Source organism: Acinetobacter sp. ABJ_C5_2 (assembly GCF_044538485.1).
Classification (GTDB): Bacteria; Pseudomonadota; Gammaproteobacteria; order Pseudomonadales; family Moraxellaceae; genus Acinetobacter; species Acinetobacter nosocomialis_A.
Window position 1 is genome coordinate 18555 of sequence record NZ_JBIUCS010000019.1, and the last position, 23080, is coordinate 41634.

Consider the following 23080-nt stretch of genomic DNA (forward strand, 5'->3'; position numbering starts at 1 on the left):
ATAACCTCTAGAATTTTGTTCCTGCGTAATAACCACCAATTTGCCCCGCAAGGTTGCCAATTGTTGCCCACTGATTTGCAGACGCTCGACCCTGTGCCATAGCATTACCAGCTTGTGCTGCACCCATTTGCTGCATTAAATTGCCAATGTTATTTGCAGATTGCATGCCCGCATTACCTACACCAGCAGCGGCATTTTGCCCTAGCGATGTCATACCGCCTAGATTTTGGTATTGCTGATTAACTAATTGGTTAAGTAGTTGAGGTCTAAATTGAGACAATGCAGATTGAGTATTACCACCGCGCAAACCACCTGTTGCAGACGCATTTTGCAAAATTGCATTTTCACCTTGCTGTAAATAGGTTTGCATGGCCGGGCTATTATTAATCGCGTTTATTGCTGCTTGCTGTTTATCAGTACCATTTAGACCTAATAAATCCTGTTGGCCTGCTAAACCGGTTGTACCAGCATTCACATACGGTTTCATTAGTTCTTGAATAGCGTCAAACTGTCTGCGCTGTTCATCAATTGCGGCTTGACTAGATTCGGTTTGTGCTTGTGATGCTTGATTTGCTGCTTTCTTTTGTGCGCTTGCAGATCTATTGGCCGCAACTGCACCAACAGCTGCTGTGGCTACCATTGCTGCTGCTACCATATCAATCTCCTAGCCAAGTTGAATAATATGTCTCAACAGGTGTATATCCGAGTTTCTCGAATAACCAAGAGGCATCTTTATGCATTTTTGAACCAACAAAAAACCTCTGAACACCACGTTTCTTTAATTGCTCTTCAACAAATTTGAATAACTGGAAGCCTGCACCCGACCCACGATGTTCTTGAAGGACATAGAAAATATCCATCTGGCATGTGAGACAGGTTGAGTAGTGAAGACCTGGTGAAATGAAGCCAATGAAGTAACCAACTAACTCACCTACATTTCTCAAAGCTACAAATAGCAATTCGCCGCGATGTTCCGCGGCGATGTACTTGTCAAATTGGGGTGAGAGTGGCACCTTATCTTGATTTAGGGCCAGTTCTTTATAGTGAATTGGCAGAAGCGGCTTTAGATAGTCAAGGTTAGCTTCAAAACTTTCGACATGCGCTGTAATCATTTCTTCACCTTTATATCTACTACCATTGAAATCCGGTCAAAAGCTGAATTATTTACAACTTCATGCTCTAGTTTGTTGTTAAACCAAAATACATCACCAGTTTTCATTTCAAGTTGTTCATCACCTGCTCGCAAATAGCAACCTGGTGCTGACTGTAAGACAACATGGAAGCGAGTGTAATAATCAGTATGTTCAGGTGAGTCGGCATGCGGGAAGATTTGCCCACCTGGTGCGATCTTATTAATCATCACACGGCCTAATCGCTCACCTTGAACAAGTGCCATTAGTCCAAAAACAATTGATCTTGCTTCAGTGAGAACTGCAAAGGCAGGGTAATCTATACTTTCATGCTGATCAAACTGGCTTTCACCACGTTTGTATTTTTCTAATTCTTCTTCTTGCTCAAACACGCGTTTTTCAGGGAACCGAAGCATAATACTTTCAATTTCTCCAAAAGGACCTTGAGGATAATCCCGTAAAAATGTGTCTTCTTTCCAAAGCTCAGGATGACGCTTAATGTTAAGCATCAATTGGTTTACATCAGCTGTGGTAAGGATATGGAAATTATTCATTAAGTAATCTCCCGCCCTGAAACACAAATAACCAATGCATTAGCAGCACTTGCAAAAGCACTAAAGCTTGAGCCGGGGCCCAAACTATGTCCTACAATCTCATTGCAAAGATATACAGAACCTGCTGCAACAGATTGATCTTTAATAATCTGGTTTGATGCCGCTGCTGAGCCAGTGCTGACCAAATGAATACTGAATGTCACAGCACTTGAAGAGGTATTCGTAATGGTGCATTTGTCAATTTGAACTGTGGAGTTGTCAGCTGTGAATTGAGTTGTTTGTGCATTCTCAAGAAATTTTGCAGGCACAAAAGATTTCGGTTTTACTGAAGCTGCCATTTCACATGACCTCTAAATTATAATTTGGGCAACTTTCACCCTGATATACTGGATAGATTGGATCGGATTGAACTACCTCATAGCGAGGTGTAATACCTATTTGGTCGGGAACGATTGTTATAGGTGCTGGATTTGTTGCTATTAAATCAATTAGTCTCTCAACATCTGCAATTGAAGCATTAGCCATATTTGCTGTAGATTGGGCAAAATCTGCGGATATTTGTGCACCTGAGCTTGAATCATCTAAATTGTTTAATTCAGTTGGTATAAGTCTAAAAACAGCCTCAAAAGCCTTAACCAATCGCAAATTACCACCACAGATCATTTCAAGGTCTTTTCGTAATGGGGCAATAGGGTCAATTATTGTCATAATTAAACTCCAAGAGGTTCAATTTGTGCCTCAAGCCGAGAAATTGCTAACCTACTCTCAGAAGTGCCAGTAAAGCGTTGGATGCGCCAATTATTCATATAGCCTTGCTGGAACCACACAAGTCTCTTGTCTCGCTGTCCTGTTTTTCCAGTGGAGATATATTTTTGATTTGACCATTCAACTCCATCTACTGAATATTGAGTGCAGATAGTAGGGTTTTCGCCAAATAGTGTACGACCTGCTAAAGCAACTAATTCAAGTTGATGAAAAATAGCTCCACGAGATTCGTTGTAAATAATGGATGTCGTAAAGTCCCATTCAACAACATCACCCCAATGCTCACCTAATTTATTGGTAAGAGATCCAATCTTATTTTGTTCAGGATGACCTACAATCCATTTGTCATAGCACCAGACATGGTTCTGAGCTAAATATCTACTTTCACCAAATCCCGAGCATAAAAAAAACCAGACTTGCTGGTTTGTGGCTTGTGATGCCGCTGCATCATAGACTAGGGTTTTATCTGGCAAATGAATATAAAGCCATTGATGTCCATCAAGAATACGAGACTCTACGAGACATTTAGTTAATTGATCTTCAGTATAATTACGTAAGATCTGGTCTATCTCTCTTGTCGCAATCTTTTGAGAAGTACCATTTGCACTTAAATAAATGGATATAGGCTCATTTTTTCCACTACCTAGAAAAGCAATAGTATCTAAGAATAAACAGCAGGTATTTGCCGCTAAAGTTCCACGAGTAGACATGGCTCCATCAATGCGGCTGAATGGAAAGTTTTCCCCACCCACGTTACTAAAAACTTCTGTTGTATAGCGGTTTAATGCATAGACTTCATTACGAAGTTTAAAGAGCGCATTAATTGAATCAGGATCAACTTCTGATGAACCATATTTAAGTGGATTAACTTGGAATGGATCAGTTAATTCAGTAATTATTAAATATTGACCATCAGTCGTCATAAAATAGCCATCAATCCAGATAACATCATTTACATTCCCAAGATCAGTATCAGTTACACGTTTTAATCCTTTTGCTTGATTGTATAGATATAAATAGGGCTTTGAGTTTATCGCTAGATAATCAAATGAGTAGTCAAAATTGCAGTAACCTGTACCACTAATTTCCCCAATATCTGTTAGAGACCCATCATCCGAGATTTTAACCAGTCTATTCCCGCAAACACGAAAACAAACGCCATTCCAATTAATGCCACCACGATCAATACCAGATACATCACCAAGCAGTATAATTCCCTCTGCAGGGCGTAAATATCCATTAGCCACTCCATTTTCTTTAGGAACTGGGATTAAATTGCGCGGATAGGAAGTTCTAAAATCTGAGTTTTGATCGGTATAAATTCCACTTAATATAGGGATTTGCATAACTCACCCCACGCGATACCAAGTTTGCGAAAGTTGATCAAATTTCAATTTAAAAAAACCACTTGCTGCAATAGTGTTAGGATTACCAATCAAAGCTGCACCATTTCCAGCAATTGTTAAGTTCTCAATTTGCTGGGAGCTAGTAACAAGCAATTCCTGACCATCCGTTAATTCACCCATAGGCGGTAAAGTAATGGTTCCATTTGTAATGGACACTGATGGATTCATTACCAGATAAGTACCAACCGCATTATTTTCAATTGCGATAGTGAAATCTGCATTTGGATTGAACGGCTGAATAATAGCTGCAATCGGCTTGATTACAGGGATATTCTCAAGTATCCATTGCAACAAGACATCCTGAGGTAGTGATCGGAAGTCTGTGCAGTTACCTTTATATAAAACAAACTGGTCACCAACACCCAAGGCATCAGTTTCATTAAGACGTCTACTCATTGAAGAACTCCGCATCTTGCTTTGGTGTTAAAACGGCATTGTCTTGTTTATTAACAATGAATGGATAACATCGTTTATGACCTGCACCAGCAGGAAGAGAACATGCATATTTCATTTGAGGTGGGTTAGAAACGGCTATTCGAAGCAAATTCTCATAGCCCTCTTTTGCAAGTAATGCTTTTTCTGGGGCTAATCCTTTCCCAAATTTAGAAGCTAATCTTTTGGCTAGATTCAAGTAAAAAGCCTCAATGGCATAATCTGGAATATTGCTTTCTTGATCCAGATCACTACTATCTGCCTCACTTGGCAATGGATAGCCAATCTGGATTCGTTTAGAAGACCACAATGCTGCCATTGCATCCATATTTCTTCTTGCGCTTTCAACTTGTTCTGGTTGCAAATCAAAGTCATAAGCAGCCATCCCGATTTCTTCAAAAGCCTGTTCGATAATTTGCCGCTTAGTCCATGACATGATCATTCACCTTCTTTTGGGTAAAGGCTTTCAAGCACAAGGTTTACAAGTACGTCTTTGCCATCACGTGAGCCGTATTTAACCCCCTTCTCATCAAGAATGGCTTTTAACTCACCTGCATCCATTGCTGAATATTTATAGGTATCGTTTTCTTTTTTAAGGGCATTAATTTGCGAGATATACTCACCTTGTGCTGTGGCAAGCTGTTCTTCAAGAAATTTGTTTTTCTTTAATGCTTCAAGTAGTTCTTCTTGAACTTTTTTAAGTTCACCACTTGAACTAGCCACCTTCCCAACGACGACAATTTCAGGTTCTTTTAGTTCTGAATAATTAACGTAGCCTTCTTCACGCAAATGTTGTTCGTGATTTTCACCATCAGCAATTACATGCTCATATGATTTAGTGTCACCACGATATAAAGCTTTAGGGTATTCATCTGACATTTCAGCCTCCAAAAATGACGACGCCCGCATATAGCGGGCATTTGTCGTCACTGTGTTAGATTAGGTTTGGTTGAATAATTCAATACCAGCCATTTCTGGGTTTACCATCACAACGCCAAACATGGTATCTAGACGATACTTGGTCTTCATTGTGTTGATGTCATATTGCTTCTGGAATACAAGCTCAATACCTTGATCGGTAGTTGCACGTAATACCGCTGCACCTGCATTTGTAGGCACCGCATAGCGAGCAGGAATCAATTCAATTGCATCACGATGCCAGAATGGGTTCGCATAAGCCGTAGCAGTGTTTAGCATTGTAATAACTGCACCGTTTGCAGGTGTAGCACTCACATTCTGATATTGTTTTTCAGCCTCAGAGCCACCTTGAGCAGAAATGACTGGAGGCGAAATTACAATCGATGTTGCACTGTTCACTTTAACAACACGGAAGGTCTTTAACTGACCAGTGGCTTGTTTAGTAATTTGGTGAACTGATTCAACACCAGTGATAGTGAATGCATCACCTTCCTTCAATGCGCCACTAGTCACTGCAACAGTGATTGTTTGATAGCGGTTATCAACGTTACCAACTTCGCCTGTAGCAGCCGTAGAGGTCGCTTTAGGCACATAGAATTGGTTAGCAGCACCAATTGTCACACCTGTTGCTGTAGCAGCACCTAGTCGCTCAGAGTAATCAAGTTTAAATGCATCAAAGCCAGCCACATCACCAATATATGCACGGTCATATGCAGTCTGAACTTTACCAACCACATTTTGACGTTTAGCTAAGTCACCAGCCATTGAGTTGTAGTCGCGAGTTGCCAAAGCAATACGACGATCATTCATTGGGATGCCTTGCTCATTCATGATTGCATCAGCAAGAGCAACATCATCAAAGCCAGTTGCAGCGCCTGTACGTTTAACAACTAAAGTACCTTGTAATGATGCAACTTTAGAAACTGCTAAGTTGATATCAGAAGCAAGTTTCTGCTTAGCTGCATCACCTAAACGGTTTTCTTGCAATTGGTCACGAAGCTCTTGAGCATCAAGAATCCATGGACTAGATTTTTTATAGCCAATGGTTGCTGGCACAGATAACTGTGTTTTGTCTTTGAAATTGCCTGTTTGATCCATGCCATCATAAGAGGTGGCAATGTATGGCATTGGGCGCCAAATAGTGTTGTTAGAGCGCTCAGCTTCAACATCACTCATTCGGTATTTATTTACTAACTTTGATAGAACAAGTTGGTCTTGGAAACCTTCCAACATGTCCTCAAAGGCAACGCGTTCTTCTTTAGAGAAACTATTAGACATTATTGCCTACTCCATTATTGATTTTGTTTTAGCTTTCGCTTGTAGTCATTAACTTTGGTGTAATCGCCAGTGCGTTCAGCTTCTGCTCGAAGACTTTCAAGCTTTGCATTCACGGCTCCACTAAGTGGTGCTGAACCACTAGGTTTGCGTTCTGGACTTGTAGAAGGTTTTCGTGCTGTCATCTTGATCTGAGCGTCAATTTTGGCTGCTGCAAAAGCGAATTGAATAGGGTCAGTAATTCCTGCTAATTCTTTTGCTTTTTGAGGGTTTTTACCTAGGTGATAGATAAGGAGCTCGGGATTTTCTGCTGCATGAATCAAAATGCCTTGTTGGGTTTGAGTTAGCACATCTCGTGCAATTTCTTCAGCCTCATCAAAGTCTCTTACTTTTGGTTTAATTGCAGTCTTTTTGGCTTCATAGCTATTTAGCTTGTCTTGCCAAACCTTCTGAGCTTTTTCCTGTTCTTCTTGCTTCTTGCGTTCTTGCTCTTTTAGCTGAAACTTACGATCAACCCACTTTTCTAAAGCTTCAATATATTCAGGATTATCTTCGTCATATCCAAAATCTTCTAATTTTGGCTTCTCGCCTAACTCAATAGTTTCTGGTTTGTTTTGCTCATTAAGCTTGGCTTCAAGCTCTTTGATTCGACGGTCAGACTCTTTCTTTTCTCTGCGAAGTTCCTTCACCCACTTAGGTGCAGGTTTCCCATGAAAGTCGTCTTCATCCTGCTCTTTTGGCTTTTCATCACCTACAACAATGTCGAATTCTTCGCCTTCTTCTTGAGGATCTTCACCGTCATTTGATTCTGGATCATCTCGATCTTGATCATCTTCTGGTGTTTCAATATCAAGGTTTTCGTCATCTTGAATTTCGTTTTGTTGCTCTAGATCTTGTTCAGACATTTTGTTGCACTCCCTCACTCATAGGCTGAGCGGACGCCATGTTTTGTTGTGTTGCTTGGTTTATTTGCTGAACCATATCTAACGTTGCCTGTTGATCATCTCGATCCATTTTGGCTAACGTAGCTGCGGTATCAGCACGGGTTTTCTCTGCGTCAGCAACCACTTTGACTGTGTCTGCTTTAGCTTTCTGAGCTTTAGCAGAAGCTTCTTCTGCGGCTGCTTCTAGGTACTCTGCATTTGGATCAGGTGGTTGATTCTGCGCTGCAGCAATCATTTCCTGTTGCTCTTCATCTGTAGGTTCAACAACACCAATCTTGACTAGGTACTTCCGGTAGTAATTACGGAAATCTTTGATTCCTTCACCTTCCATATTCATGTAGATCATTGCGAGAAGGACTTTTATGTCTTCAGGATCATTAGTGAATGGAAGTAAGGCTTGTAATTGACGTACGATAGCGGATTTCTTGCTTGATGAAGTTGGTCCAACATCCACACCGACATCGAATGATGCTTTGGTTAAGTCGTTTTCATATTCAATACCACTTTCACCAATAACAGGTCTTGAAAGCTCTGCACTATCTACTTCATCCTGCTTGCCAATCGTCTTCATTCGACGACCTTCTTCAACATAAAGTTCTTTGGCCATAGATAGCCAAACTGCACCACAGCGCTTGATAGCCTTCGCAAAGTTATCGATGTAGATGTATGACTGCATTCCAAGTTGGTTTTGGACTAGATCAATCGCCTCTGCACTTACATTAGCGTTGATCTTTTCACCTTGTTCTTGATTGCCTAGAAGTTCTTTAGTATCTACATCAGTAATATTTAGAAGGGCGACTAAGGCTGCTGGGATGTCTGGTGGCTTCGTATATGCCATTGGCCCTTGGGCAACAATGTTGCCTGCAGCATCAGTTAATGGATCTAAAAGAAGGTATGGGTTGTTTTTGATATTATCTTCAGCCCACATCACCTCATAACCAGCTATTTGAGCTGGTGCAACAATTGGCTTTTGAATCGGCGACAAAGCAGCAATTTCACCTAATCTGCTAACTTGCATATTTTTGAGGCGTTGAATGTCCTTACAAAGACGTACATGACCCATGCAACGCTCTATGTTGTCAATGAACCAACGTTTTCCATAAACTGGAACAATCGGGATATTGCGACCTGCAATGTACCCGCAATCTTCAAGCACTTCTGAGCCACTCATCATGTACTTATGTACTTTGCGACGCTCTAGAGTCTTAACTCTTAGCTCTTGTGCGCCTGTAGCATCTAAACGCTCTTGGATAGAAGGATCATTTTCAAGCTCATCAGCCATGTAACGCTGTTCTGTGCCATCGATTAGCACAAATATGTGCTGTTTCTCTTTGACTTTCTCAACAACGTAGTATTCAGCTACATAAACAATGTCAGGCGTGCACCAATCAAACTCAGAATTGGTTATGTTTTTATCCCATGTAGAAGGATCATCACCATATTCTTCTTTGTAGGCATCATGAGTCATTGAAGTTAGGACAAAGCAGAAGTTTGCATCTGCCTTGTCTTGGCGCTTAGCATCCAAGTCAAAGAACACACATGAGTCAGCATCAAAGATTGGCTCAATCTTGATACGCTGACGTTCATTTTCCTCATCTTCCTCATCTTCTTCACAAGCACGTAAACGGAAAGCTCCAAAGCCACCACCTACAGCTTCTTCAAAAGCATTGTCATATGCTTCTTCTGCACCAGAATCTTGTTCATCTGCCCGGTACAATCCATCGCATGTGTCTGCTAAATCATCATTCTTCGTACCGTCTTTAGAAACGAAATCTACTGTGATTCGGTTATTTCGATATTCATTAATAATTCGAATGACAGCCAAGTGGATTTTATTGACTTCAAACTTCGGCTTATTTGCGAATTGCTCGCCTAGCTTGCCTTCCCATTGCGCCCCAGCGATTGAATAAAAACGACGATCCTCCAAGCACTGCAACCGCTCTTCACGAACAGCACTTTGGATTTTGTCGAATTGAAGTTTTGCACGGGCGTGAATGGTCGCAAGTTGTTCTTTTTTAGTCACAACTTGACCTCACTTAAATTAATTTAGTTCCAGCGATGTGCTGTTGGAATTACTGTTACTTTTGGCGGTTTTTTTATTAGACCAATTTGCTCACGAATTTGGGCAAACTGACGGAATGCATCGGCTGCCTCAGAATGACCATCTGACTTAACTGGTTCACTTGTATATTTTTGAGCATGGTTATTAAATCGTCTCGTATAGTTTTCAAGATGGTGTAGGCCATCTTTACAACGATCAATGTCAAACCACACATCATTCATTAAAGCATCACGAGTTTTGTTTATCCCATGGAGTAATTCACTTACTCGCGGCACAATTTCAACATTAGTTAAGCCAAGATTCTTGAGCATCTCTTGGGGAGATAGGTTCTTACTCTCACCCTGTCTTACATGAGCGCCATCATGGGGTAGATAGTGTTTACCCCACAAATAACCTTTACTTTGCATAAGCTTCACAAAGTATTCATATGGCTCACCCCAACCTTCTTCAAAATCAATGATGAGGTCTTGCATACCAACACGTTGATGGAACCAAATAGCTGTACCATCTGAGTTACCAATATCCCAAAAGGTATTTACAGGAACATCAGTACGAATTGGTAATGAGCAGATGCGTTGTTCACGACGGACCCTAATGAATTGCTCTGTATACCAACAACCTTCTTTAGACTTCTTAAAGGCCTCTTCGGGTGTAGATGGATACTCTTGCCACATCAGCTCAGATGAACCACTAAAATCATTATCTCGCGTTGCTATGTACCATGCGCGCTGTTCTGCATCGATAATTACGTTGCATTCTTGTTCTATGCGATCAAAGTATTCATGCTCTTTGTCCGAGATATGAATATTTGGCAGCTTGACACGATATTCTTTTGCACCATACCAAGGATAAAAGTGGAACTTATAGTCCTTCTTAGTAAGCTCCTTGTCGCTATTCGCCTTATTTTTGGCTTGAATGCTCATATCATGGAAATCGCCTTCATCACCTTCTGCAGTAGATTCAATAATTACAATCCCTTCAGGGGAAACTGCGGGAATTGAACCTGTTTTTACTTCTTTGGCTTTTTTAGGGTATTGAGCACAGATCTTTCCATATTCAGATACATGTAGATATTGAAGTGTTAAACCACGTAAAGAGGTTGCTACTTTAATCGCACTGTTGTTATGTGAGAAAAGAAGCTCACTTGCACTATCTCTAGACAATGGGAATCTTGCTTTAATTTCAGGCGGCAGATTGTCGTATGCAAACTTTACTTTATCCCGGAACAAAGCGCTGGCTGTGTCCTTATCTTGAGCAATAATGCCTGCACGAATGTTTCCTTCACCAAATAAGCAACAATCTAAGAAATAAATAGCAATAGCTGTTGTGAAGCCCAATTGGCGGGCTTTTAAGATAATATTTCTATACCAAAGCTCACTTAAGAAATCGACCTGATGTTCATTTGGAATAAATGGGGCCTTAAGCCCATCTGTATCTTCATCACCTTTGATAAGGATTTGATATAAAAATCCACTTGTCAGACGCCACCAAGGATCAGACAAGTTTTTTTCAAGCTCGCCTGCATCCATAAAATTACCCTTTTGGTTTTAAAGTATTCCCGCTTGCACGTTGCAGTAATTCTTTTAAAGGATCAGAGAGATCATGCTCTACTTGTTCTTTAAATGCGCCAACAGCAATGTGTTTGCCCAATAATTCAAGGTTCTTCACCTTGTCAGGCCATTTGATTTTCTTAAGCCAGCCGACTTGTGTCTTATCCTCACCACGACCATCAAACTCTTCGATATTCTCAATGTTTGATACATATTGACGCCAGATAGGAGGCCATTCACTAATAGGTTTGAATGCGTAGTTATCGTCCATGATGTCTAAAACATCCATCTGGTCAATTTCTACAAGGCGCTTGAGCACATAGTCTGCATTCACATCAACGCGTTTGAGTCTCAGTCCATTTAGGTAGGCTATACGTTCTTGCACATCATCACGTTGCAGCACATCCCAAGCATGTTGTCGTGTTTTAAAGCCTACTGCTTCACCTGCTGCTTGAGAACTTAACGTTTTTAAATATTCGTGGCAGAACAGTTCATGACGCTCGTTCTCTAAAGGTTCTGCGCCTTTGATTTGTTCTTCCATCTATTTACCTCATTAAAAAACCGCCTCTTGGGCGGTTCGTATTATTCATCTAATGTTTTTTGAGCTTCTCGTATGAATTTTACCAATTCATTTCGTGCATTTTCATTAACACCGGTTAAACCTGCTGTTCCAGAACAAGCATGATTTAGAATCGCTACAGCAATTGCAGCCTTCCCTTTAATCTTTTCGCATTCAATTACAGTTTCAACTTCTATAGTATTCATTGTCATTTCTTAGTTTCTCATTTTATAAAGTGAGAAATATTAATAATATGAAATCAGCAACTATTCAAGCACATACTTAAGATCATCAGGGCACTTCAAATAAATACCAAGCTCTACATTGGCAAAAGCATGCAACTTATAGCAGAACTCAGAAAACTGTTTCTTGGTTGCATCTCTTGAACGTACATGATCTTTGACAAACATTCTGACGATACGTTGATACTGCGCTGTGTGTATTTTCTTTTCTTCATCCTGAAGTGTTTTTATTACATCTCGATAAGCTATTACAGCCTCGTATGCTTCTTGCGTTTCTGCATTATCTCTAAGATAGATCTTCGCTAAAAACTTCTTTTTCATTTCATATTTGATTGACTCAGCACTATCTCCAGTACGCTTAGCCATTTCGCCAAACCACATATGCAGAAGCCTATTCTGAGCCTTTGAGCGATCTTTCTCTTGAGGTGCGATTAGAACTACTAGCGGCTTCCCTTCATTCGCTGCCTTTGCATGATTATTATTGAGATAACCAATTACATAGTTGATGTCAGAATGGTTTTTGATGACGAATCGTGGTTCCATTTTGACCTCAAAATAAAAAAGACGCTGTTAAGCGTCTTTAGTAATAGTTATTTCATCAACCTTGCGGAGAGTGGGTCAGCAAGTCCTGAAAAAGCTTCTGTTCCTCTTGTCCACTTAGTTTTTTATTACAGTACACATAGAACATTGCATCTGGATATTCAAATATATGGCGATAATATGTGCCTTTAACTGTATCAATTTCCAATGCTGCATTACATGGTAATATTTCATCAAATTTATATTCATTAAATTGCGTATTAAAGTTCGCTTCAAAATAATGGCACGGTTTCATTTTCTAGTTCTCAAGTATTTAAAGAGACTAGATAGTATCAAAACACCTCACCATCTTTAAGATTAAGCATCCGCTCTGTTTTTTCTAACCAACCATCAAACATCACTTCTGATTCTTGCCTTGTGCCTAATTGGTATGTGTCGAATAGGAAATGACACTTGTGGCAGAGAGGCACTGTAAAGGCATCTGAGGCTTTTATTCCTTTGCCCTTGCCATGCTTACCAGAATTAGAATGAGCCGCTTGTGAGTTAGGATAGCCACATCTAACGCAGGGTAATTTTCTTATTGCAGCAAGTCTCTTTAGACGATTTTTCATTGTTTTGGTTGTAGCAGGTTTAGCTTCATTTCTTTGTGAAAATGGCTCGAAATTCCTATCAGCGCTTTCTAAATGTTGAGCTTCAATCATTTGGTCCATAGTTTTTAGCATTTCTTGTCGCAGAGCTTCTTTTAATTGGATATGTTTCGTTATATCCATCTCAGGCATATACATTTGCATTCTCCAAAAAAGAAAACCCCGTCAAACGACAGGGCTATAAAGATTTAACTTGAACTATTGTGGTGACTTAAAGATGTCATCCTTAGAGTAGAAAACTATTGCCCCGTCAGCATCTATACTTGCAGCAGCAATACCCTCATGCATCATTTCATCTACAATTGAATCAACAATCCCTTTTATCTTCGGATCTGAATCCATTTGCTGATGTAGTTCTTGCAACTTTTCTGATGCTTCTTCAACAGCGAATAACTTCTTGATCTCTTCGGCTCTTTCTAGATATGGAGCCTTATATTGATTAAGAATATGTTGTAAGTTTGGGCTTTGGTTTTCATTATTCTTTTGCATAGTTATCACCTGCTAATATCTGAATCCATTATACCAAACTACAAACACTTAATCTTCCCACACTTTCTGCATTCTCTGATTGGATCTTCGTTGTAATCCAACTCATATTCCCAAACATGAAAACAGAATACTTGCCTGATGATTCGGAGCATGTGAACCTCCAAAAAGCTTTTTAGAAGCTTGTAGGCTGCGCAACACCACGAGTTAAAGCCATCAAACCTGTTTGCATATCAGTAGCACCAATACTAATCCAGCGTTGATCCAGTCCATTTGTTGCACGAAGCTTTGCAACCAACTCGCCCAATTCAGCACCTTTTGTTTTAATTTCATTCATCAAGTCGATTTCAGCTTGAGATAGGTCACGATAGCCTTTGATATGTTTATGTTGGTTTTCCATTCTTCTTCTCACTTTTCGATAGGCAATAAAAAAGCCCACGATTAAGTGAGCTTTTGAAATAACGCTAGTGAACCTGACTACTCAAGCGCACTATACCAGAAATATATCATTACGCGGTATACCAGTCAATAGTCTTAGATTTTTAAACGGTTGTCTCTTGAGTGGATAAAGAAACGACCACAGTTAATCATCATGTGTGCAATTGGCTTGCTTTGATTCGTTAATGAAGCGACTGCACTTAATGATCTATTCTCAACCTTATGCTTTATCAAGCACATCACTGCATATTTAGCCTGATAATCCACTGATTCCGATTTGAAGATACTTCGCAATAAAGCTTGCACTTGGTCTGCTTCAAAATCATTGATCTCACAACGAATGTAAGCCTTCCCTCTTGGCACTTCCTTACCCGCTTCACGCATCAACCAATAGATCTGATTGATATGCAATCCATCTGGCAAACCCCCTCCTTTCATGCGCACAGTTTCACACCAAGCGCCGAACTGCTCTAGCCATCCATCAATTGTGTATTTGTTCCAATCCATTACTGGTGTTACTACTGCCGCATTCATACCGTCACCCTAAATCATTAAGTACTTTTTAATTTCATCAATGGCTTCATCTGCACCGAAGCAGACTTTGCACATGTAACCTTGTTCTTCTAAGCGTTGGATCATGAGTCTTTGGCTTGGCTGTAACTTCCCCTTTTTAGCTTTCAACTCAATCCACAAGCCATGAATCTGACCATTGGGAACGATAAGCTGAAGGTCTGGAACACCAGCCTTCACTCCCAATTTCTTGAACTTTGCAGCTTCAATAATGTTTCTTGAGCCACCATTAGGAATATGGAACAGGTAATCACTCAAACAGCCTGAACCAAACTTCACACGATGCGCCCAACTCATGAGCGTCATCTGTTCTTGATCTTCTGTAGGCACTCTATTGAATCGCTTAGAACGAGCCGCCTTTTGTGATTGGACCCTTTGAGCCTCTTTGAATGTGGTCATTTCAGCTCCTTTTCCCAAGAAACATCATCCTCATGGACGAAATTAAAATCATCATCACTAAGGATTTTCCCGTGTCCTCTACTATTTTCAGATATTTCAGCAACTACAAAGCTGTCACCTATTTCGTATTTGGACTTACGCCCACAAAACTGTCGTGTGTTTTCATATGAGATAACTTCAACAAATTGGCCTTTTTTAATCATCAGTAGGGCACTCCAAAGAAATGGCCGTATAGCCCAAAAGAAAGAATCATCAACATAGCTACGCACATCCAAAACAAGAAAAACTGTATAGGGTTCATCCTTCCCCCTTGAGCACTTGCTCTACTGCATACATCATTAAACGAACATCGTCTTCATCATCGAATTGGTCATGAATTTTTAGAGCGGCATCCACCCGCTTTTGCAGATCATCTGCCTCATGTCTCACCAAGCCATAAGCAACCAACCTATCTCTTAGATTTTTATTTGCAACTTCAATATCACCTAATGCAACACTTAACTTATGTTCTAACTCCACAATTTTTGCTTGCTGCTCTTGCCAAGCCTCCCATTGCAGGCCAATTGCTAAAGGAACTGATCTACCTTGTCGACTTGGTATATACAACCTCCCCTTATGGAAAAATGCTGTTGTTCTGTGCTTTTGAATGCGCTGAATAAATCGTAATTCATGATCTTGAGTTGCACCAAAATCTTTCAGCTTTTCATAGTAAATACGTTCACCATCCACAACATATGAGGCACAAGTTAGGCATTGCTCAGACTGTTCTTTGCAAACTGGGCATGCTCGGAAATCTTTAAACTCACTCATGGCTGGCTCCTTCACTGCATTCAATACACGTTCAACTGTGCGCTTAGCTGCTGCCTCTGCTTCGGCCTTTATCTTTTTACTTCGTTGCCATTGTTCAAAATTCATCCCCGCCTCCGTATATTGATTCGTGGTCGCGGATGGCTTGCTTCAAACGATCTGATTTATAACCATCTGGAACATATGCTTTTGCACCTTCTAAGCCACCAAGCTTTTTAACTAAATCCAAAGACTCTACAAGGCGCTTGAGGTCATCCAATCGCATAAAGCTAGGCAATTTCTTGCGAATGTTTTCATCAAGGTCTGTGTTGTGTTCGCTGATAAACATGCGAGCGTCATCAGTCATGTGCGTGTAGTAATTAGGCAAGCCGCTTAACACATGTCTCGCCTTCTCCACCCCGTACTCACGAATAAACTGTTCTGGTTTCATTGGCTGCGCTCCTTAAACTCTTTAAGCTGTCCTTTGCGTCGTAGGTTGATGTACTGTAGTGCTGCCGCTCTTGTCTCATCAGTACGGAAGCCATGGTTATATGCTGAACGTAACGACATCATGTCCTTGTAGTTCATTAATTCTTTTACGGGTTTCATACCGCCTCCTTGTAACGTTTAGTCATGGCTTTAGCTACGTTTCCTTTGTGCAAACAATTAGCTACCGCCCAAGCATCAAGACATGTATCGCCCTTGAACTCTTCATCCATCATTGACAGCCACTCTTCCTTAGCACCTTTCCATCCTTTGGTTTTAAGTCCTTGCCCTTTGTTCACATAGCAATCTGAATAACCGTTAATGAACTCTGATAGCTTCATTGGTGTATCGATACGGAATCCACGCTCTACAATTCCTTCCTCACCTGAATCCTTCTTGATCTTTGCGAAGAAAGTCACGCCATAAGTTTGATGATTCGGAATAGTCCCGAACTGTAGTGCTGTAAGTAATGAACCTTGGTAAATCTTCATAAGCACTGGTAATGGCAACTGACCACTTGTATCACCTGTTTGCTTTTCGTATTGCTCTACGATTTCAACTGCATTGAATACATTCCAAGAGAGTTGATAGTGCTGAGCTTTATTTGGTTTACGCTTTCTCATGCTTTTAGCTCCCCTTTAACGTTTAGCAAGTCCTTTGCAAATTGAGTTGCCTTGTAAGTTGCGTATGAATCCTTTTCCAAATACCCGCTTTGAATTAATTCCTGTACATAGCATTGAATGGTGTTGTTCGGAGCATCCAACACATACTCATGCAAATCCTTCATTGTGAAAGGTTGCGTTGCATGAGTAGCGAACAACAAAATGTCAAAAATGTTTTGGAATGCCTTAACTCGTTTTATTGCTTTCATGCTGCGATTCCTTCTTCTCGAATAGTTGCGAATCGGCAGATATCTAAGCGGTCCATAACTCGAACAACACCTTTCTTGCCATGACGATTTTTTGCAACGATTAATTCAGTAACACCTGATGGCAGGTCATCTTCACCAATGATTGGATTCGCTAGGATGATTTGATCTGCATCTTGCTCTATCTGGCCAGATTCCTTTAGATCAGACGCTTTAGGGCGCTTCCCTTTCTCAGACTCGCGGTTAAGCTGTGCTAATGCGATAACCGGGCAATCGAACTCTTTAGCCAATGCTTTTAAATCACGGCTAATAGAACTCACTTCCTGGTAACGATCTTTCTTGCTTGGATCACGTACTAATTGAAGGTAATCAATTACGATGCAACCGAGTTTCTTGTACTTGCGCTTAGCTTTACGTGCATATGAGTGAATCTCAGCAATGGTCGGCTTTTGCTTATCTTCGGTATGAATTGGTAACGCGCTGAAACGTTTTTGAGCATCTGCAAATTTGGCTAACATCCCATCGAATAGTTCTGCGTTGTGAATATTGTCATATGGGATTTGCGTTAAAGCGGAGATACAGCGGTTTGTGAACGTCTCTACATCCATTTCCGCAGATACAACCAGTACAGGCTCGTTGTATTGCACTGCTGTTTGAATTACCAACATTTGTGCCAGTGTTGATTTACCTGAACCAGGACGACCACCGACAATGCAGAAGTGACCTTTTTGAATTAATCCTACTAAGTTGTCCAGGTGAGTTAAGTTGAACTTTACGCCTGCGTATTGCTTGTTAGCTTTAGCCTCAGCCTTTTGAATCAAACGGTCTGTAGCGCGGCTCATTGCTTCTTCAAAAGTGAAGCTGGTTTTCTCAACTTCGTTTGAAGTTTTCTTTCCATCTAGGATGCTTTCAGCCGCAATGTGAACGTCAGGGATTGTTAGGTCTTTAGCAATCTCTGCAATGCTTTGCCCGATATGCTCAACTTCACGATGTGCCTTGAACTTATTCAACTCAGCAACATAAGACTCCAGGTTGTAAAAGCTTGAGGGCGCTTCACTGCTCATTTGAAGTAGGTATTCAGAACCGCCCATCAAATGAATTACGTTTTTCTGCTTAAGCTGCTGCTCAACCATTACAAAGTCATACGGCTTGTTTTCATTGGCAAGGTCAGCAATTGCCTGGAAGATTTGCTTATGGCGTTCTGGAAAGAAACACTCAACATCAAGATCATTGCTTACAACATCAAACGAGTTGCCCACAGTCATTAAAGCTGCAAGAACTGCTTGTTCCATAGGGATGTTATGAATATTCGACATTACCAATCCCCCATATCAGCTTGAAGGTTTTCAGGATTGATAGCTTGAGTGTTATTTTGTTCTGCTTGCTTGAAAAGTTTTTCAACAAGCTTGTAATCACGCTTAACCCACTTCACAAAGTTTGAATACATTTGAGTGCTTGTTACTACACCAGTGTGAATTTTGCTTTCGTAGTGAGGATTGATTTCAAGTAGCAATTCTTCAACTTGAGCTTGATTGATTTTTGGTAATCCAGATCTTTGCATCCATGAATTGAGTTGATGTAGATCCGGTTTCCAAATATTGAGAACTTCATCAACTGGATTTTCTTGTTGCTCACTTTCTTTTAAGTTTATTTTCTTTTCTTTTACAGAGTGACATTTGATGTTACTAGTACCAGTAACATCTGATGCTACTAGTCTAGGTGCATTTGATGTAACTACTTTAGATGTACCAGTAACATCTGATGCTACTAGTTCAAGAGATAATCTCTCTTCAAAAGTCACTTCATAACTTGTAGCTTTACCCAAAGTTTTAGTGATTTTTACTAGGTTGTATTTAGCTAAATCAGACATAGCTTTTCTGACAGTTCTTTTGTCTTTAAAGCCTGCTAATTTTAAAATTAAGGACTCGCCAATAGCTTTGTTTTCCTCATGGAAGCCTTTGATGTGTCTATTGAGTAAAACTAGACACTTAATTGCTTCACCACTTAAAACAGCCAAATACCCCTCATCACAAACAAAGTTAGGCAATGGTGTGTACCCATCTTCTTTTTTGGACATGGCTTTTTGCTCAATTCTTTTTGCTGTGCTTGGATGAATGTCTACATTCTCCAAAGGCAAAACTTTTAATGCACCCATCAAACACCCCACAAAACATAATTACCGAGTTCAGCTTTAGCCTTAGCTACAGCAGACGCAGTTATGAGTGAAGGTTGACGTACATAAGCCTCAACCGCTTTTTGAAACAAACTTATCTTTTGATTTAGTTCTGTTTCTGCTAATATTGAATAGTTCATTTGGTTCGCTCCGATTGAACACTGAGCCTGATCCACGAAATCAGGCTTTTTTATTTGAATAAAATCCGCATGTACTCTGGTGAAGTGAATGCTTGTGCCAACATCACACGAGTTGCCTCAGCAATTTGAGGTGAGCAATACACGTCATTTTCTGGAACTACTTTCAAACCAAGCGCTGTCAACAAAAAGCTAATAAATTCAATCTCTGTAAATCCATGAGACTTCTTTTCTGTTTTCATTCTTGAAAGCGTGCTTGCATCCACATTTACCTTCTCAGCCACATGTCTTTGATTGCTGGAATTAAGTGCTTGCAATATGAGCGATTCGTTATTGCTAGCGCTTGCAGGTAATTCATTTGATACTTTGCTCATGAAATTATTCCTAAGCGGTTAAATGAGCTTTCTTTCTGCTCGTTGGGAGATTTGCTTCAACATTTAAAAAACGTTGGTAGCTGTTAGGAACGCCATTTGATCTCCAAAGTGAGATAGTGCTCTTGTCAAATCTCAAGAGGATTGCTAGTTCGGCATCGTTTTTACAGCCGTATCTCACAAGAAGATCATCAACGGTAAATTGGAAAAGGTTCATATCGTTAAACTCTTAGAATGTCTAAGTTTAACTAATTAAACAACAATGTTTAAGACCTTGTCAACTAGAAAGTTTAAACTTCTAAACATTATTTAAATTGGTTTTCTCCCATGATTGAGACTGTTGCAGACCGCATAAAAATGCGTATGGAAGAGCTTGCAGTTAAGCAAGTCGATTTGATTAATAAAAAAGTAGCAAGCAAAGGAAGTATTTCACTCTGGCTATCTGGCGGAGCTGTGCCGAGTGGTGAAAGACTTATTAAATTAGCAAGAGAATTAAGTACTTCTGAAGAATGGATAATCACAGGTAAGGGCGACAAGATTAGTCGCACTACCGATGATATAGACCTTACTCCAATTGCTACAGTAAGCTCTGCCCCAGTATTATCATGGAATCAAGTAAGTTCGTGGACTGGTATGGATGCTTTAGAATTACTTGGCACAGAGCAAAAATTGCCATTAGTGCCAGATGCAAGTGAAAAGAGTTTTTATTTAATTGTTAAGGGGATAAGTAATAAGCCGTTTTATAATGAGGGTGAATATATTTGTATTGATCCTACATATAATTTGGATGAAATCGAAACTGGGGAAATGGTTGTAGTTAGTAATGGTAAAGATGCATTCTTTATGGTCTTTATTCGAAGTGAAAATAACATTTACTTCAAGGCTCTAAATGAAAAATGGGAGCCAAATTTGCTTCAATTCAAAAATGATTACACTTTAGTTGGCAAGTATGTTGGATCATACAAACCAGCAGTTAAACATAGTTTTATTTAATAGTTTAATTCATTGCCGCCTTCGGGCGGTTTTTTTATGCCTAAAATTTAGGAAATCAAACAATGAATAATTTTCATGTTTAATTTATTAAACTTTCCTCTTGACTAAAATGTTTAATTGATTAAACTAAAACTCACCAGATAACAAAAAAGTCCCAGACATTCGACCGACGGGACTTTTACTCAATGAGTGAGAAGATTATGACACAGAAAAAAGAAACAATCACTAGCTACAAGGGCTTTAACAAGAACCTTCAATGCCGTGGCTTCCAATATGAAATTGGCAAGACTTTTGAACATAAAGGGAAAGTAGAAGCTTGTGGTTCTGGCTTCCATGCTTGTGAATATCCTTTAGATGTATTTGGTTACTATGGTCCGGGTGAATTAAGCCGCTTTGCTGTAGTTGAACAATCAGGCGATCTAAGTCGAGGTGATGATGATACAAAGGTTGCTAGTAAATCAATCACAATCAAAGCTGAAGTAGATATTCCATTTCTAGTTAAAGCTGCAATTGAATACACAACTTCTCGCTGCGAACCAATTAAAGAAGACTCTCCCGCTTTCACGGATAAAAATCGTGGTCAAGCTGTTGCTACTGGCAACAGGTCAGCAAGCTCTGCTACTGGCAACAGGTCAGCAAGCTCTGCTACTGGCGACAACTCAGCAAGCTCTGCTACTGGCTACAAATCAGCAAGCTCTGCTACTGGCTACAACTCAGCAAGCTCTGCTACTGGCAACTGGTCAGCAAGCTCTGCTACTGGCAACAGGTCAGCAAGCTCTGCTACTGGCAACTGGTCAGCAAGCTTAACAACCGGGCACTATTCTGAAAGCCAAATCAAAGATCAAAAAGATGATCAATATGGGGTAGCAATTTCTACAGGTTATGAAGGCAAAGCTAAGGCATCTGAAGGAAGCGCAATTGTTTTAACTCATAGAAATTCAGATGGTGAAATCCTCCATATTCGAGCATCAAAAGTTGGCGAAAACGGTGTAAAGGCAGACACATGGTATCAGCTTGATGCTAATGGTCAGTTCGTGGAGGCATAACCATGACTGAGAAGCAATTAATAGCAAAGCTGATCAAGAATCAGAACCGCAAGCAGACGATTAGACATTCTAACTCTGGCTTAGTTGCAGCAAGTGTATTTGTCCTCTTGGCTTTCCTTTCCTTTGCCCTATTCAAAGCTGATGCAAATGAAGTTGAAAAGCATCACGAGTATGTCAGCGTTCAGGTTGAGGGGGTGAAGTGATGGAAATCCGTATCGGTAAAGAGTGGGTTATTCAATCTTCTGGCAATGCAATGAACATCATTCTTGCGAAAGTTCCTCAAGACTTGCAGGAAAGCACAGATCCAATTGACCCAATTCGTTTAAGTCAGAAGTTTTATTACTCAACCATTTTTGGTGCCATTACAGGTGTTTTTAAACTTGGCATAGCTGACTCAGAAGCTCGCACTTTCCAAGATTTGGAAAAGGAAATACATCGTATAGCAAAGGAATGTCAGAAGGCATTTGACGCAGCTAAGGAGCCCTCTCATGGATAACTACAAAATCAAAGTTAAAGATGAAGCTGAGAGCAAAGAGGCTCAGGAGTTGTTGTTCAAGTTAGGTTACGTTTGGGCAGATACCAAGTGTCAGACTCCAATGAAATTTACCACCTCTTGCATCTACTCAGGATTTGAAGATGGTGAACTATGTTGTGATTACTATGATGAAAATCCTAATCACCAAGAACTCACCCTCCCTCAACTCCGCGACCTTGTTGTGTTGAAGCGTAATGATATTAATGACGCCAACTGGGAAACTGAGGGTGGTGATCAGATATTTAAAGACTCAAACAACAAATCTTATATCTATCGCACAGATGGTTGGGATGAATTGCAACGTCATGAAATGCGCCAAGCAATGTGGGAAAAGCCAAAAGCAATTGCAAAACCCCAAGACCCAGCCTTGATTAGTGGTCGTGAAGCTTGGTTAGCGTTTTTTGATGGACTTCATGTTCAATGGTCAGGAAGTGATAGAGAAGCATGGTTCAATTTCAAAGAGGAAGACTGGAATACACAATCATTGAAAAATGATGGATTTATTTTCCGTCTCAAACCACAAACCATCAAGGTTGAACTTGAGCTGCCGAAGCCTTTTGTGCCTAAAGACGGTGATGATTGCTTTATTGTTGATAGTGAACAAGAAGATGGGTTCTATCGTTTTACATATAGCGAAAATTCAGGCTTCCACCAAAACTTTATTCAGTTTGGTGCCTACAAAACAGAAGACGACGTTAAAAAGGCAGTAGAGCAACTCAGAAAGATACGAGGTGCCTCATGATTATTGCCCTTTTAGATATCGTGCTA

The 23080-nt window shown here is 40.2% G+C and carries 37 protein-coding genes; 5 read left to right on the plus strand and 32 right to left on the minus strand.

Annotated elements, in window-relative coordinates:
* Positions 1-7: 7 nt before the first annotated feature.
* From ACH8JV_RS14055 to ACH8JV_RS14210, 32 genes are all read right to left on the minus strand, one after another.
* Positions 8-655: a hypothetical protein gene (locus ACH8JV_RS14055; protein ID WP_396521909.1), complete on the minus strand. Its 648-nt coding sequence runs from the start codon at positions 653-655 to the stop codon at positions 8-10.
* Between the two features lies 1 nt (position 656).
* Positions 657-1112: a GNAT family N-acetyltransferase gene (locus tag ACH8JV_RS14060; protein WP_396521911.1), complete on the minus strand. Its 456-nt coding sequence runs from the start codon at positions 1110-1112 to the stop codon at positions 657-659.
* The gene (locus tag ACH8JV_RS14065) at positions 1109-1684 is read right to left on the minus strand and encodes an aspartyl/asparaginyl beta-hydroxylase domain-containing protein (RefSeq protein WP_396521913.1); all 576 of its coding nucleotides are present in this window, start codon (positions 1682-1684) and stop codon (positions 1109-1111) included. The genes ACH8JV_RS14060 and ACH8JV_RS14065 overlap by 4 nt, the downstream gene beginning before the upstream one ends.
* Complete coding sequence (locus tag ACH8JV_RS14070; protein ID WP_396521915.1) at positions 1684-2022, minus strand: hypothetical protein; 339 nt, start codon at positions 2020-2022, stop codon at positions 1684-1686. The genes ACH8JV_RS14065 and ACH8JV_RS14070 overlap by 1 nt, the downstream gene beginning before the upstream one ends.
* Before the next feature lies 1 nt (position 2023).
* Positions 2024-2392, minus strand: a complete 369-nt coding sequence (locus ACH8JV_RS14075) for a hypothetical protein (protein ID WP_396521917.1) — start codon at positions 2390-2392, stop codon at positions 2024-2026.
* A 2-nt stretch (positions 2393-2394) separates the two neighbouring features.
* Complete coding sequence (locus tag ACH8JV_RS14080) at positions 2395-3795, minus strand: packaged DNA stabilization protein (RefSeq protein ID WP_396521919.1); 1401 nt, start codon at positions 3793-3795, stop codon at positions 2395-2397.
* Between the two features lie 3 nt (positions 3796-3798).
* Positions 3799-4251, minus strand: coding sequence for a transcriptional regulator (locus ACH8JV_RS14085; protein WP_396521921.1), 453 nt, complete (start codon positions 4249-4251; stop codon positions 3799-3801).
* Positions 4244-4723, minus strand: coding sequence for a packaged DNA stabilization gp4 family protein (locus ACH8JV_RS14090; RefSeq protein ID WP_396521923.1), 480 nt, complete (start codon positions 4721-4723; stop codon positions 4244-4246). The genes ACH8JV_RS14085 and ACH8JV_RS14090 overlap by 8 nt, the downstream gene beginning before the upstream one ends.
* A 2-nt stretch (positions 4724-4725) precedes the next feature.
* Positions 4726-5166 (minus strand): hypothetical protein, encoded by a 441-nt coding sequence (locus ACH8JV_RS14095; protein WP_396521925.1) that lies wholly within the window; start codon positions 5164-5166, stop codon positions 4726-4728.
* A 60-nt stretch (positions 5167-5226) separates the two neighbouring features.
* Positions 5227-6483 carry a P22 phage major capsid protein family protein gene (locus ACH8JV_RS14100; protein ID WP_396521927.1) on the minus strand — a complete coding sequence of 419 codons (1257 nt, stop codon included), beginning with the start codon at positions 6481-6483 and terminating at the stop codon, positions 5227-5229.
* 14 nt (positions 6484-6497) lie between these two features.
* Positions 6498-7385: a hypothetical protein gene (locus ACH8JV_RS14105; RefSeq protein ID WP_396521929.1), complete on the minus strand. Its 888-nt coding sequence runs from the start codon at positions 7383-7385 to the stop codon at positions 6498-6500.
* Positions 7378-9447 carry a portal protein gene (locus ACH8JV_RS14110; RefSeq protein ID WP_396521931.1) on the minus strand — a complete coding sequence of 690 codons (2070 nt, stop codon included), beginning with the start codon at positions 9445-9447 and terminating at the stop codon, positions 7378-7380. The genes ACH8JV_RS14105 and ACH8JV_RS14110 overlap by 8 nt, the downstream gene beginning before the upstream one ends.
* A gap of 23 nt (positions 9448-9470) precedes the next feature.
* A complete protein-coding gene (locus ACH8JV_RS14115; RefSeq protein ID WP_396521933.1) occupies positions 9471-11015 on the minus strand; it encodes a terminase in 1545 nt (514 codons plus the stop codon).
* A gap of 4 nt (positions 11016-11019) precedes the next feature.
* On the minus strand, positions 11020-11577 hold the full coding sequence (locus ACH8JV_RS14120) for a terminase small subunit (RefSeq protein WP_396521935.1): 558 nt from the start codon (positions 11575-11577) through the stop codon (positions 11020-11022).
* A 41-nt stretch (positions 11578-11618) separates the two neighbouring features.
* Positions 11619-11801, minus strand: a complete 183-nt coding sequence (locus ACH8JV_RS14125) for a hypothetical protein (RefSeq protein WP_396521937.1) — start codon at positions 11799-11801, stop codon at positions 11619-11621.
* 60 nt (positions 11802-11861) lie between these two features.
* Positions 11862-12380, minus strand: coding sequence for a hypothetical protein (locus tag ACH8JV_RS14130; protein WP_396521939.1), 519 nt, complete (start codon positions 12378-12380; stop codon positions 11862-11864).
* Between the two features lie 55 nt (positions 12381-12435).
* Complete coding sequence (locus tag ACH8JV_RS14135; RefSeq protein WP_396521941.1) at positions 12436-12672, minus strand: hypothetical protein; 237 nt, start codon at positions 12670-12672, stop codon at positions 12436-12438.
* A gap of 37 nt (positions 12673-12709) precedes the next feature.
* On the minus strand, positions 12710-12988 hold the full coding sequence (locus ACH8JV_RS14140) for a hypothetical protein (RefSeq protein WP_396522002.1): 279 nt from the start codon (positions 12986-12988) through the stop codon (positions 12710-12712).
* 234 nt (positions 12989-13222) lie between these two features.
* Entirely contained in the window at positions 13223-13513 is a 291-nt protein-coding gene (locus ACH8JV_RS14145) for a hypothetical protein (RefSeq protein ID WP_396521943.1), read from the minus strand.
* Positions 13514-13685: 172 nt separating this feature from the next.
* Positions 13686-13910 carry a hypothetical protein gene (locus ACH8JV_RS14150; RefSeq protein ID WP_396521945.1) on the minus strand — a complete coding sequence of 75 codons (225 nt, stop codon included), beginning with the start codon at positions 13908-13910 and terminating at the stop codon, positions 13686-13688.
* Positions 13911-14044: 134 nt separating this feature from the next.
* Positions 14045-14482, minus strand: coding sequence for a hypothetical protein (locus ACH8JV_RS14155; protein WP_396521947.1), 438 nt, complete (start codon positions 14480-14482; stop codon positions 14045-14047).
* A 9-nt stretch (positions 14483-14491) separates the two neighbouring features.
* Complete coding sequence (locus ACH8JV_RS14160; RefSeq protein WP_396521949.1) at positions 14492-14917, minus strand: VRR-NUC domain-containing protein; 426 nt, start codon at positions 14915-14917, stop codon at positions 14492-14494.
* Complete coding sequence (locus tag ACH8JV_RS14165; RefSeq protein ID WP_396521951.1) at positions 14914-15120, minus strand: hypothetical protein; 207 nt, start codon at positions 15118-15120, stop codon at positions 14914-14916. Before ACH8JV_RS14165 ends, ACH8JV_RS14160 begins: the two co-directional genes overlap by 4 nt.
* 94 nt (positions 15121-15214) lie before the next feature.
* The gene (locus ACH8JV_RS14170) at positions 15215-15832 is read right to left on the minus strand and encodes a hypothetical protein (protein WP_396521953.1); all 618 of its coding nucleotides are present in this window, start codon (positions 15830-15832) and stop codon (positions 15215-15217) included.
* Complete coding sequence (locus tag ACH8JV_RS14175) at positions 15822-16154, minus strand: hypothetical protein (RefSeq protein ID WP_396521955.1); 333 nt, start codon at positions 16152-16154, stop codon at positions 15822-15824. The genes ACH8JV_RS14170 and ACH8JV_RS14175 overlap by 11 nt, the downstream gene beginning before the upstream one ends.
* Positions 16151-16312 carry a hypothetical protein gene (locus ACH8JV_RS14180; RefSeq protein ID WP_396521957.1) on the minus strand — a complete coding sequence of 54 codons (162 nt, stop codon included), beginning with the start codon at positions 16310-16312 and terminating at the stop codon, positions 16151-16153. The genes ACH8JV_RS14175 and ACH8JV_RS14180 overlap by 4 nt, the downstream gene beginning before the upstream one ends.
* Positions 16309-16812, minus strand: a complete 504-nt coding sequence (locus tag ACH8JV_RS14185; RefSeq protein WP_396521959.1) for a hypothetical protein — start codon at positions 16810-16812, stop codon at positions 16309-16311. Before ACH8JV_RS14185 ends, ACH8JV_RS14180 begins: the two co-directional genes overlap by 4 nt.
* A complete protein-coding gene (locus ACH8JV_RS14190) occupies positions 16809-17060 on the minus strand; it encodes a hypothetical protein (RefSeq protein ID WP_396521960.1) in 252 nt (83 codons plus the stop codon). Before ACH8JV_RS14190 ends, ACH8JV_RS14185 begins: the two co-directional genes overlap by 4 nt.
* Complete coding sequence (locus tag ACH8JV_RS14195; RefSeq protein ID WP_396521962.1) at positions 17057-18373, minus strand: replicative DNA helicase; 1317 nt, start codon at positions 18371-18373, stop codon at positions 17057-17059. The genes ACH8JV_RS14190 and ACH8JV_RS14195 overlap by 4 nt, the downstream gene beginning before the upstream one ends.
* Positions 18373-19212, minus strand: coding sequence for a replication protein (locus ACH8JV_RS14200; protein ID WP_396521964.1), 840 nt, complete (start codon positions 19210-19212; stop codon positions 18373-18375). Before ACH8JV_RS14200 ends, ACH8JV_RS14195 begins: the two co-directional genes overlap by 1 nt.
* Entirely contained in the window at positions 19212-19370 is a 159-nt protein-coding gene (locus tag ACH8JV_RS14205) for a hypothetical protein (RefSeq protein ID WP_171251087.1), read from the minus strand. The genes ACH8JV_RS14200 and ACH8JV_RS14205 overlap by 1 nt, the downstream gene beginning before the upstream one ends.
* A gap of 50 nt (positions 19371-19420) precedes the next feature.
* A complete protein-coding gene (locus ACH8JV_RS14210) occupies positions 19421-19741 on the minus strand; it encodes an XRE family transcriptional regulator (protein ID WP_396521966.1) in 321 nt (106 codons plus the stop codon).
* Positions 19742-20065: 324 nt separating this feature from the next.
* Here ACH8JV_RS14210 and ACH8JV_RS14215 point away from each other — a divergent pair, with 324 nt between their 5' ends.
* The 5 genes from ACH8JV_RS14215 to ACH8JV_RS14235 all read left to right on the plus strand — a co-directional run bounded on the left by ACH8JV_RS14215 (position 20066) and on the right by ACH8JV_RS14235 (position 23054).
* The gene (locus ACH8JV_RS14215; protein WP_396521968.1) at positions 20066-20731 is read left to right on the plus strand and encodes a S24 family peptidase; all 666 of its coding nucleotides are present in this window, start codon (positions 20066-20068) and stop codon (positions 20729-20731) included.
* 200 nt (positions 20732-20931) lie between these two features.
* Positions 20932-21777 (plus strand): hypothetical protein, encoded by an 846-nt coding sequence (locus ACH8JV_RS14220; protein WP_396521970.1) that lies wholly within the window; start codon positions 20932-20934, stop codon positions 21775-21777.
* A gap of 2 nt (positions 21778-21779) precedes the next feature.
* Positions 21780-21980 (plus strand): hypothetical protein, encoded by a 201-nt coding sequence (locus tag ACH8JV_RS14225; RefSeq protein ID WP_396521972.1) that lies wholly within the window; start codon positions 21780-21782, stop codon positions 21978-21980.
* A complete protein-coding gene (locus ACH8JV_RS14230) occupies positions 21980-22273 on the plus strand; it encodes a hypothetical protein (RefSeq protein ID WP_396521974.1) in 294 nt (97 codons plus the stop codon). Before ACH8JV_RS14225 ends, ACH8JV_RS14230 begins: the two co-directional genes overlap by 1 nt.
* Positions 22266-23054: a hypothetical protein gene (locus tag ACH8JV_RS14235; protein ID WP_396521976.1), complete on the plus strand. Its 789-nt coding sequence runs from the start codon at positions 22266-22268 to the stop codon at positions 23052-23054. The genes ACH8JV_RS14230 and ACH8JV_RS14235 overlap by 8 nt, the downstream gene beginning before the upstream one ends.
* Positions 23055-23080: the final 26 nt, after the last annotated feature.

Bases quoted from the DNA above. Each gene is read 5' to 3' on its own strand.
- ACH8JV_RS14085 (WP_396521921.1), bottom strand. From the start codon at position 4,251: ATGAGTAGACGTCTTAATGAAACTGATGCCTTGGGTGTTGGTGACCAG.
- ACH8JV_RS14220 (WP_396521970.1), top strand. From the start codon at position 20,932: ATGACACAGAAAAAAGAAACAATCACTAGCTACAAGGGCTTTAACAAG.
- ACH8JV_RS14200 (WP_396521964.1), bottom strand. From the start codon at position 19,212: ATGGGTGCATTAAAAGTTTTGCCTTTGGAGAATGTAGACATTCATCCA.
- ACH8JV_RS14100 (WP_396521927.1), bottom strand. From the start codon at position 6,483: ATGTCTAATAGTTTCTCTAAAGAAGAACGCGTTGCCTTTGAGGACATG.
- ACH8JV_RS14095 (WP_396521925.1), bottom strand. From the start codon at position 5,166: ATGTCAGATGAATACCCTAAAGCTTTATATCGTGGTGACACTAAATCA.
- ACH8JV_RS14140 (WP_396522002.1), bottom strand. From the start codon at position 12,988: ATGAAAAATCGTCTAAAGAGACTTGCTGCAATAAGAAAATTACCCTGC.
- ACH8JV_RS14215 (WP_396521968.1), top strand. From the start codon at position 20,066: ATGATTGAGACTGTTGCAGACCGCATAAAAATGCGTATGGAAGAGCTT.
- ACH8JV_RS14060 (WP_396521911.1), bottom strand. From the start codon at position 1,112: ATGATTACAGCGCATGTCGAAAGTTTTGAAGCTAACCTTGACTATCTA.
- ACH8JV_RS14230 (WP_396521974.1), top strand. From the start codon at position 21,980: ATGGAAATCCGTATCGGTAAAGAGTGGGTTATTCAATCTTCTGGCAAT.
- ACH8JV_RS14145 (WP_396521943.1), bottom strand. From the start codon at position 13,513: ATGCAAAAGAATAATGAAAACCAAAGCCCAAACTTACAACATATTCTT.
- ACH8JV_RS14205 (WP_171251087.1), bottom strand. From the start codon at position 19,370: ATGAACTATTCAATATTAGCAGAAACAGAACTAAATCAAAAGATAAGT.
- ACH8JV_RS14180 (WP_396521957.1), bottom strand. From the start codon at position 16,312: ATGAAACCCGTAAAAGAATTAATGAACTACAAGGACATGATGTCGTTA.
- ACH8JV_RS14055 (WP_396521909.1), bottom strand. From the start codon at position 655: ATGGTAGCAGCAGCAATGGTAGCCACAGCAGCTGTTGGTGCAGTTGCG.
- ACH8JV_RS14185 (WP_396521959.1), bottom strand. From the start codon at position 16,812: ATGAGAAAGCGTAAACCAAATAAAGCTCAGCACTATCAACTCTCTTGG.
- ACH8JV_RS14080 (WP_396521919.1), bottom strand. From the start codon at position 3,795: ATGCAAATCCCTATATTAAGTGGAATTTATACCGATCAAAACTCAGAT.
- ACH8JV_RS14090 (WP_396521923.1), bottom strand. From the start codon at position 4,723: ATGTCATGGACTAAGCGGCAAATTATCGAACAGGCTTTTGAAGAAATC.
- ACH8JV_RS14190 (WP_396521960.1), bottom strand. From the start codon at position 17,060: ATGAAAGCAATAAAACGAGTTAAGGCATTCCAAAACATTTTTGACATT.
- ACH8JV_RS14065 (WP_396521913.1), bottom strand. From the start codon at position 1,684: ATGAATAATTTCCATATCCTTACCACAGCTGATGTAAACCAATTGATG.
- ACH8JV_RS14210 (WP_396521966.1), bottom strand. From the start codon at position 19,741: ATGAGCAAAGTATCAAATGAATTACCTGCAAGCGCTAGCAATAACGAA.
- ACH8JV_RS14075 (WP_396521917.1), bottom strand. From the start codon at position 2,392: ATGACAATAATTGACCCTATTGCCCCATTACGAAAAGACCTTGAAATG.
- ACH8JV_RS14165 (WP_396521951.1), bottom strand. From the start codon at position 15,120: ATGATTAAAAAAGGCCAATTTGTTGAAGTTATCTCATATGAAAACACA.
- ACH8JV_RS14170 (WP_396521953.1), bottom strand. From the start codon at position 15,832: ATGAATTTTGAACAATGGCAACGAAGTAAAAAGATAAAGGCCGAAGCA.
- ACH8JV_RS14195 (WP_396521962.1), bottom strand. From the start codon at position 18,373: ATGTCGAATATTCATAACATCCCTATGGAACAAGCAGTTCTTGCAGCT.
- ACH8JV_RS14175 (WP_396521955.1), bottom strand. From the start codon at position 16,154: ATGAAACCAGAACAGTTTATTCGTGAGTACGGGGTGGAGAAGGCGAGA.
- ACH8JV_RS14125 (WP_396521937.1), bottom strand. From the start codon at position 11,801: ATGAATACTATAGAAGTTGAAACTGTAATTGAATGCGAAAAGATTAAA.
- ACH8JV_RS14225 (WP_396521972.1), top strand. From the start codon at position 21,780: ATGACTGAGAAGCAATTAATAGCAAAGCTGATCAAGAATCAGAACCGC.
- ACH8JV_RS14160 (WP_396521949.1), bottom strand. From the start codon at position 14,917: ATGACCACATTCAAAGAGGCTCAAAGGGTCCAATCACAAAAGGCGGCT.
- ACH8JV_RS14150 (WP_396521945.1), bottom strand. From the start codon at position 13,910: ATGGAAAACCAACATAAACATATCAAAGGCTATCGTGACCTATCTCAA.
- ACH8JV_RS14105 (WP_396521929.1), bottom strand. From the start codon at position 7,385: ATGTCTGAACAAGATCTAGAGCAACAAAACGAAATTCAAGATGACGAA.
- ACH8JV_RS14120 (WP_396521935.1), bottom strand. From the start codon at position 11,577: ATGGAAGAACAAATCAAAGGCGCAGAACCTTTAGAGAACGAGCGTCAT.
- ACH8JV_RS14135 (WP_396521941.1), bottom strand. From the start codon at position 12,672: ATGAAACCGTGCCATTATTTTGAAGCGAACTTTAATACGCAATTTAAT.
- ACH8JV_RS14130 (WP_396521939.1), bottom strand. From the start codon at position 12,380: ATGGAACCACGATTCGTCATCAAAAACCATTCTGACATCAACTATGTA.
- ACH8JV_RS14155 (WP_396521947.1), bottom strand. From the start codon at position 14,482: ATGAATGCGGCAGTAGTAACACCAGTAATGGATTGGAACAAATACACA.
- ACH8JV_RS14070 (WP_396521915.1), bottom strand. From the start codon at position 2,022: ATGGCAGCTTCAGTAAAACCGAAATCTTTTGTGCCTGCAAAATTTCTT.
- ACH8JV_RS14115 (WP_396521933.1), bottom strand. From the start codon at position 11,015: ATGGATGCAGGCGAGCTTGAAAAAAACTTGTCTGATCCTTGGTGGCGT.
- ACH8JV_RS14235 (WP_396521976.1), top strand. From the start codon at position 22,266: ATGGATAACTACAAAATCAAAGTTAAAGATGAAGCTGAGAGCAAAGAG.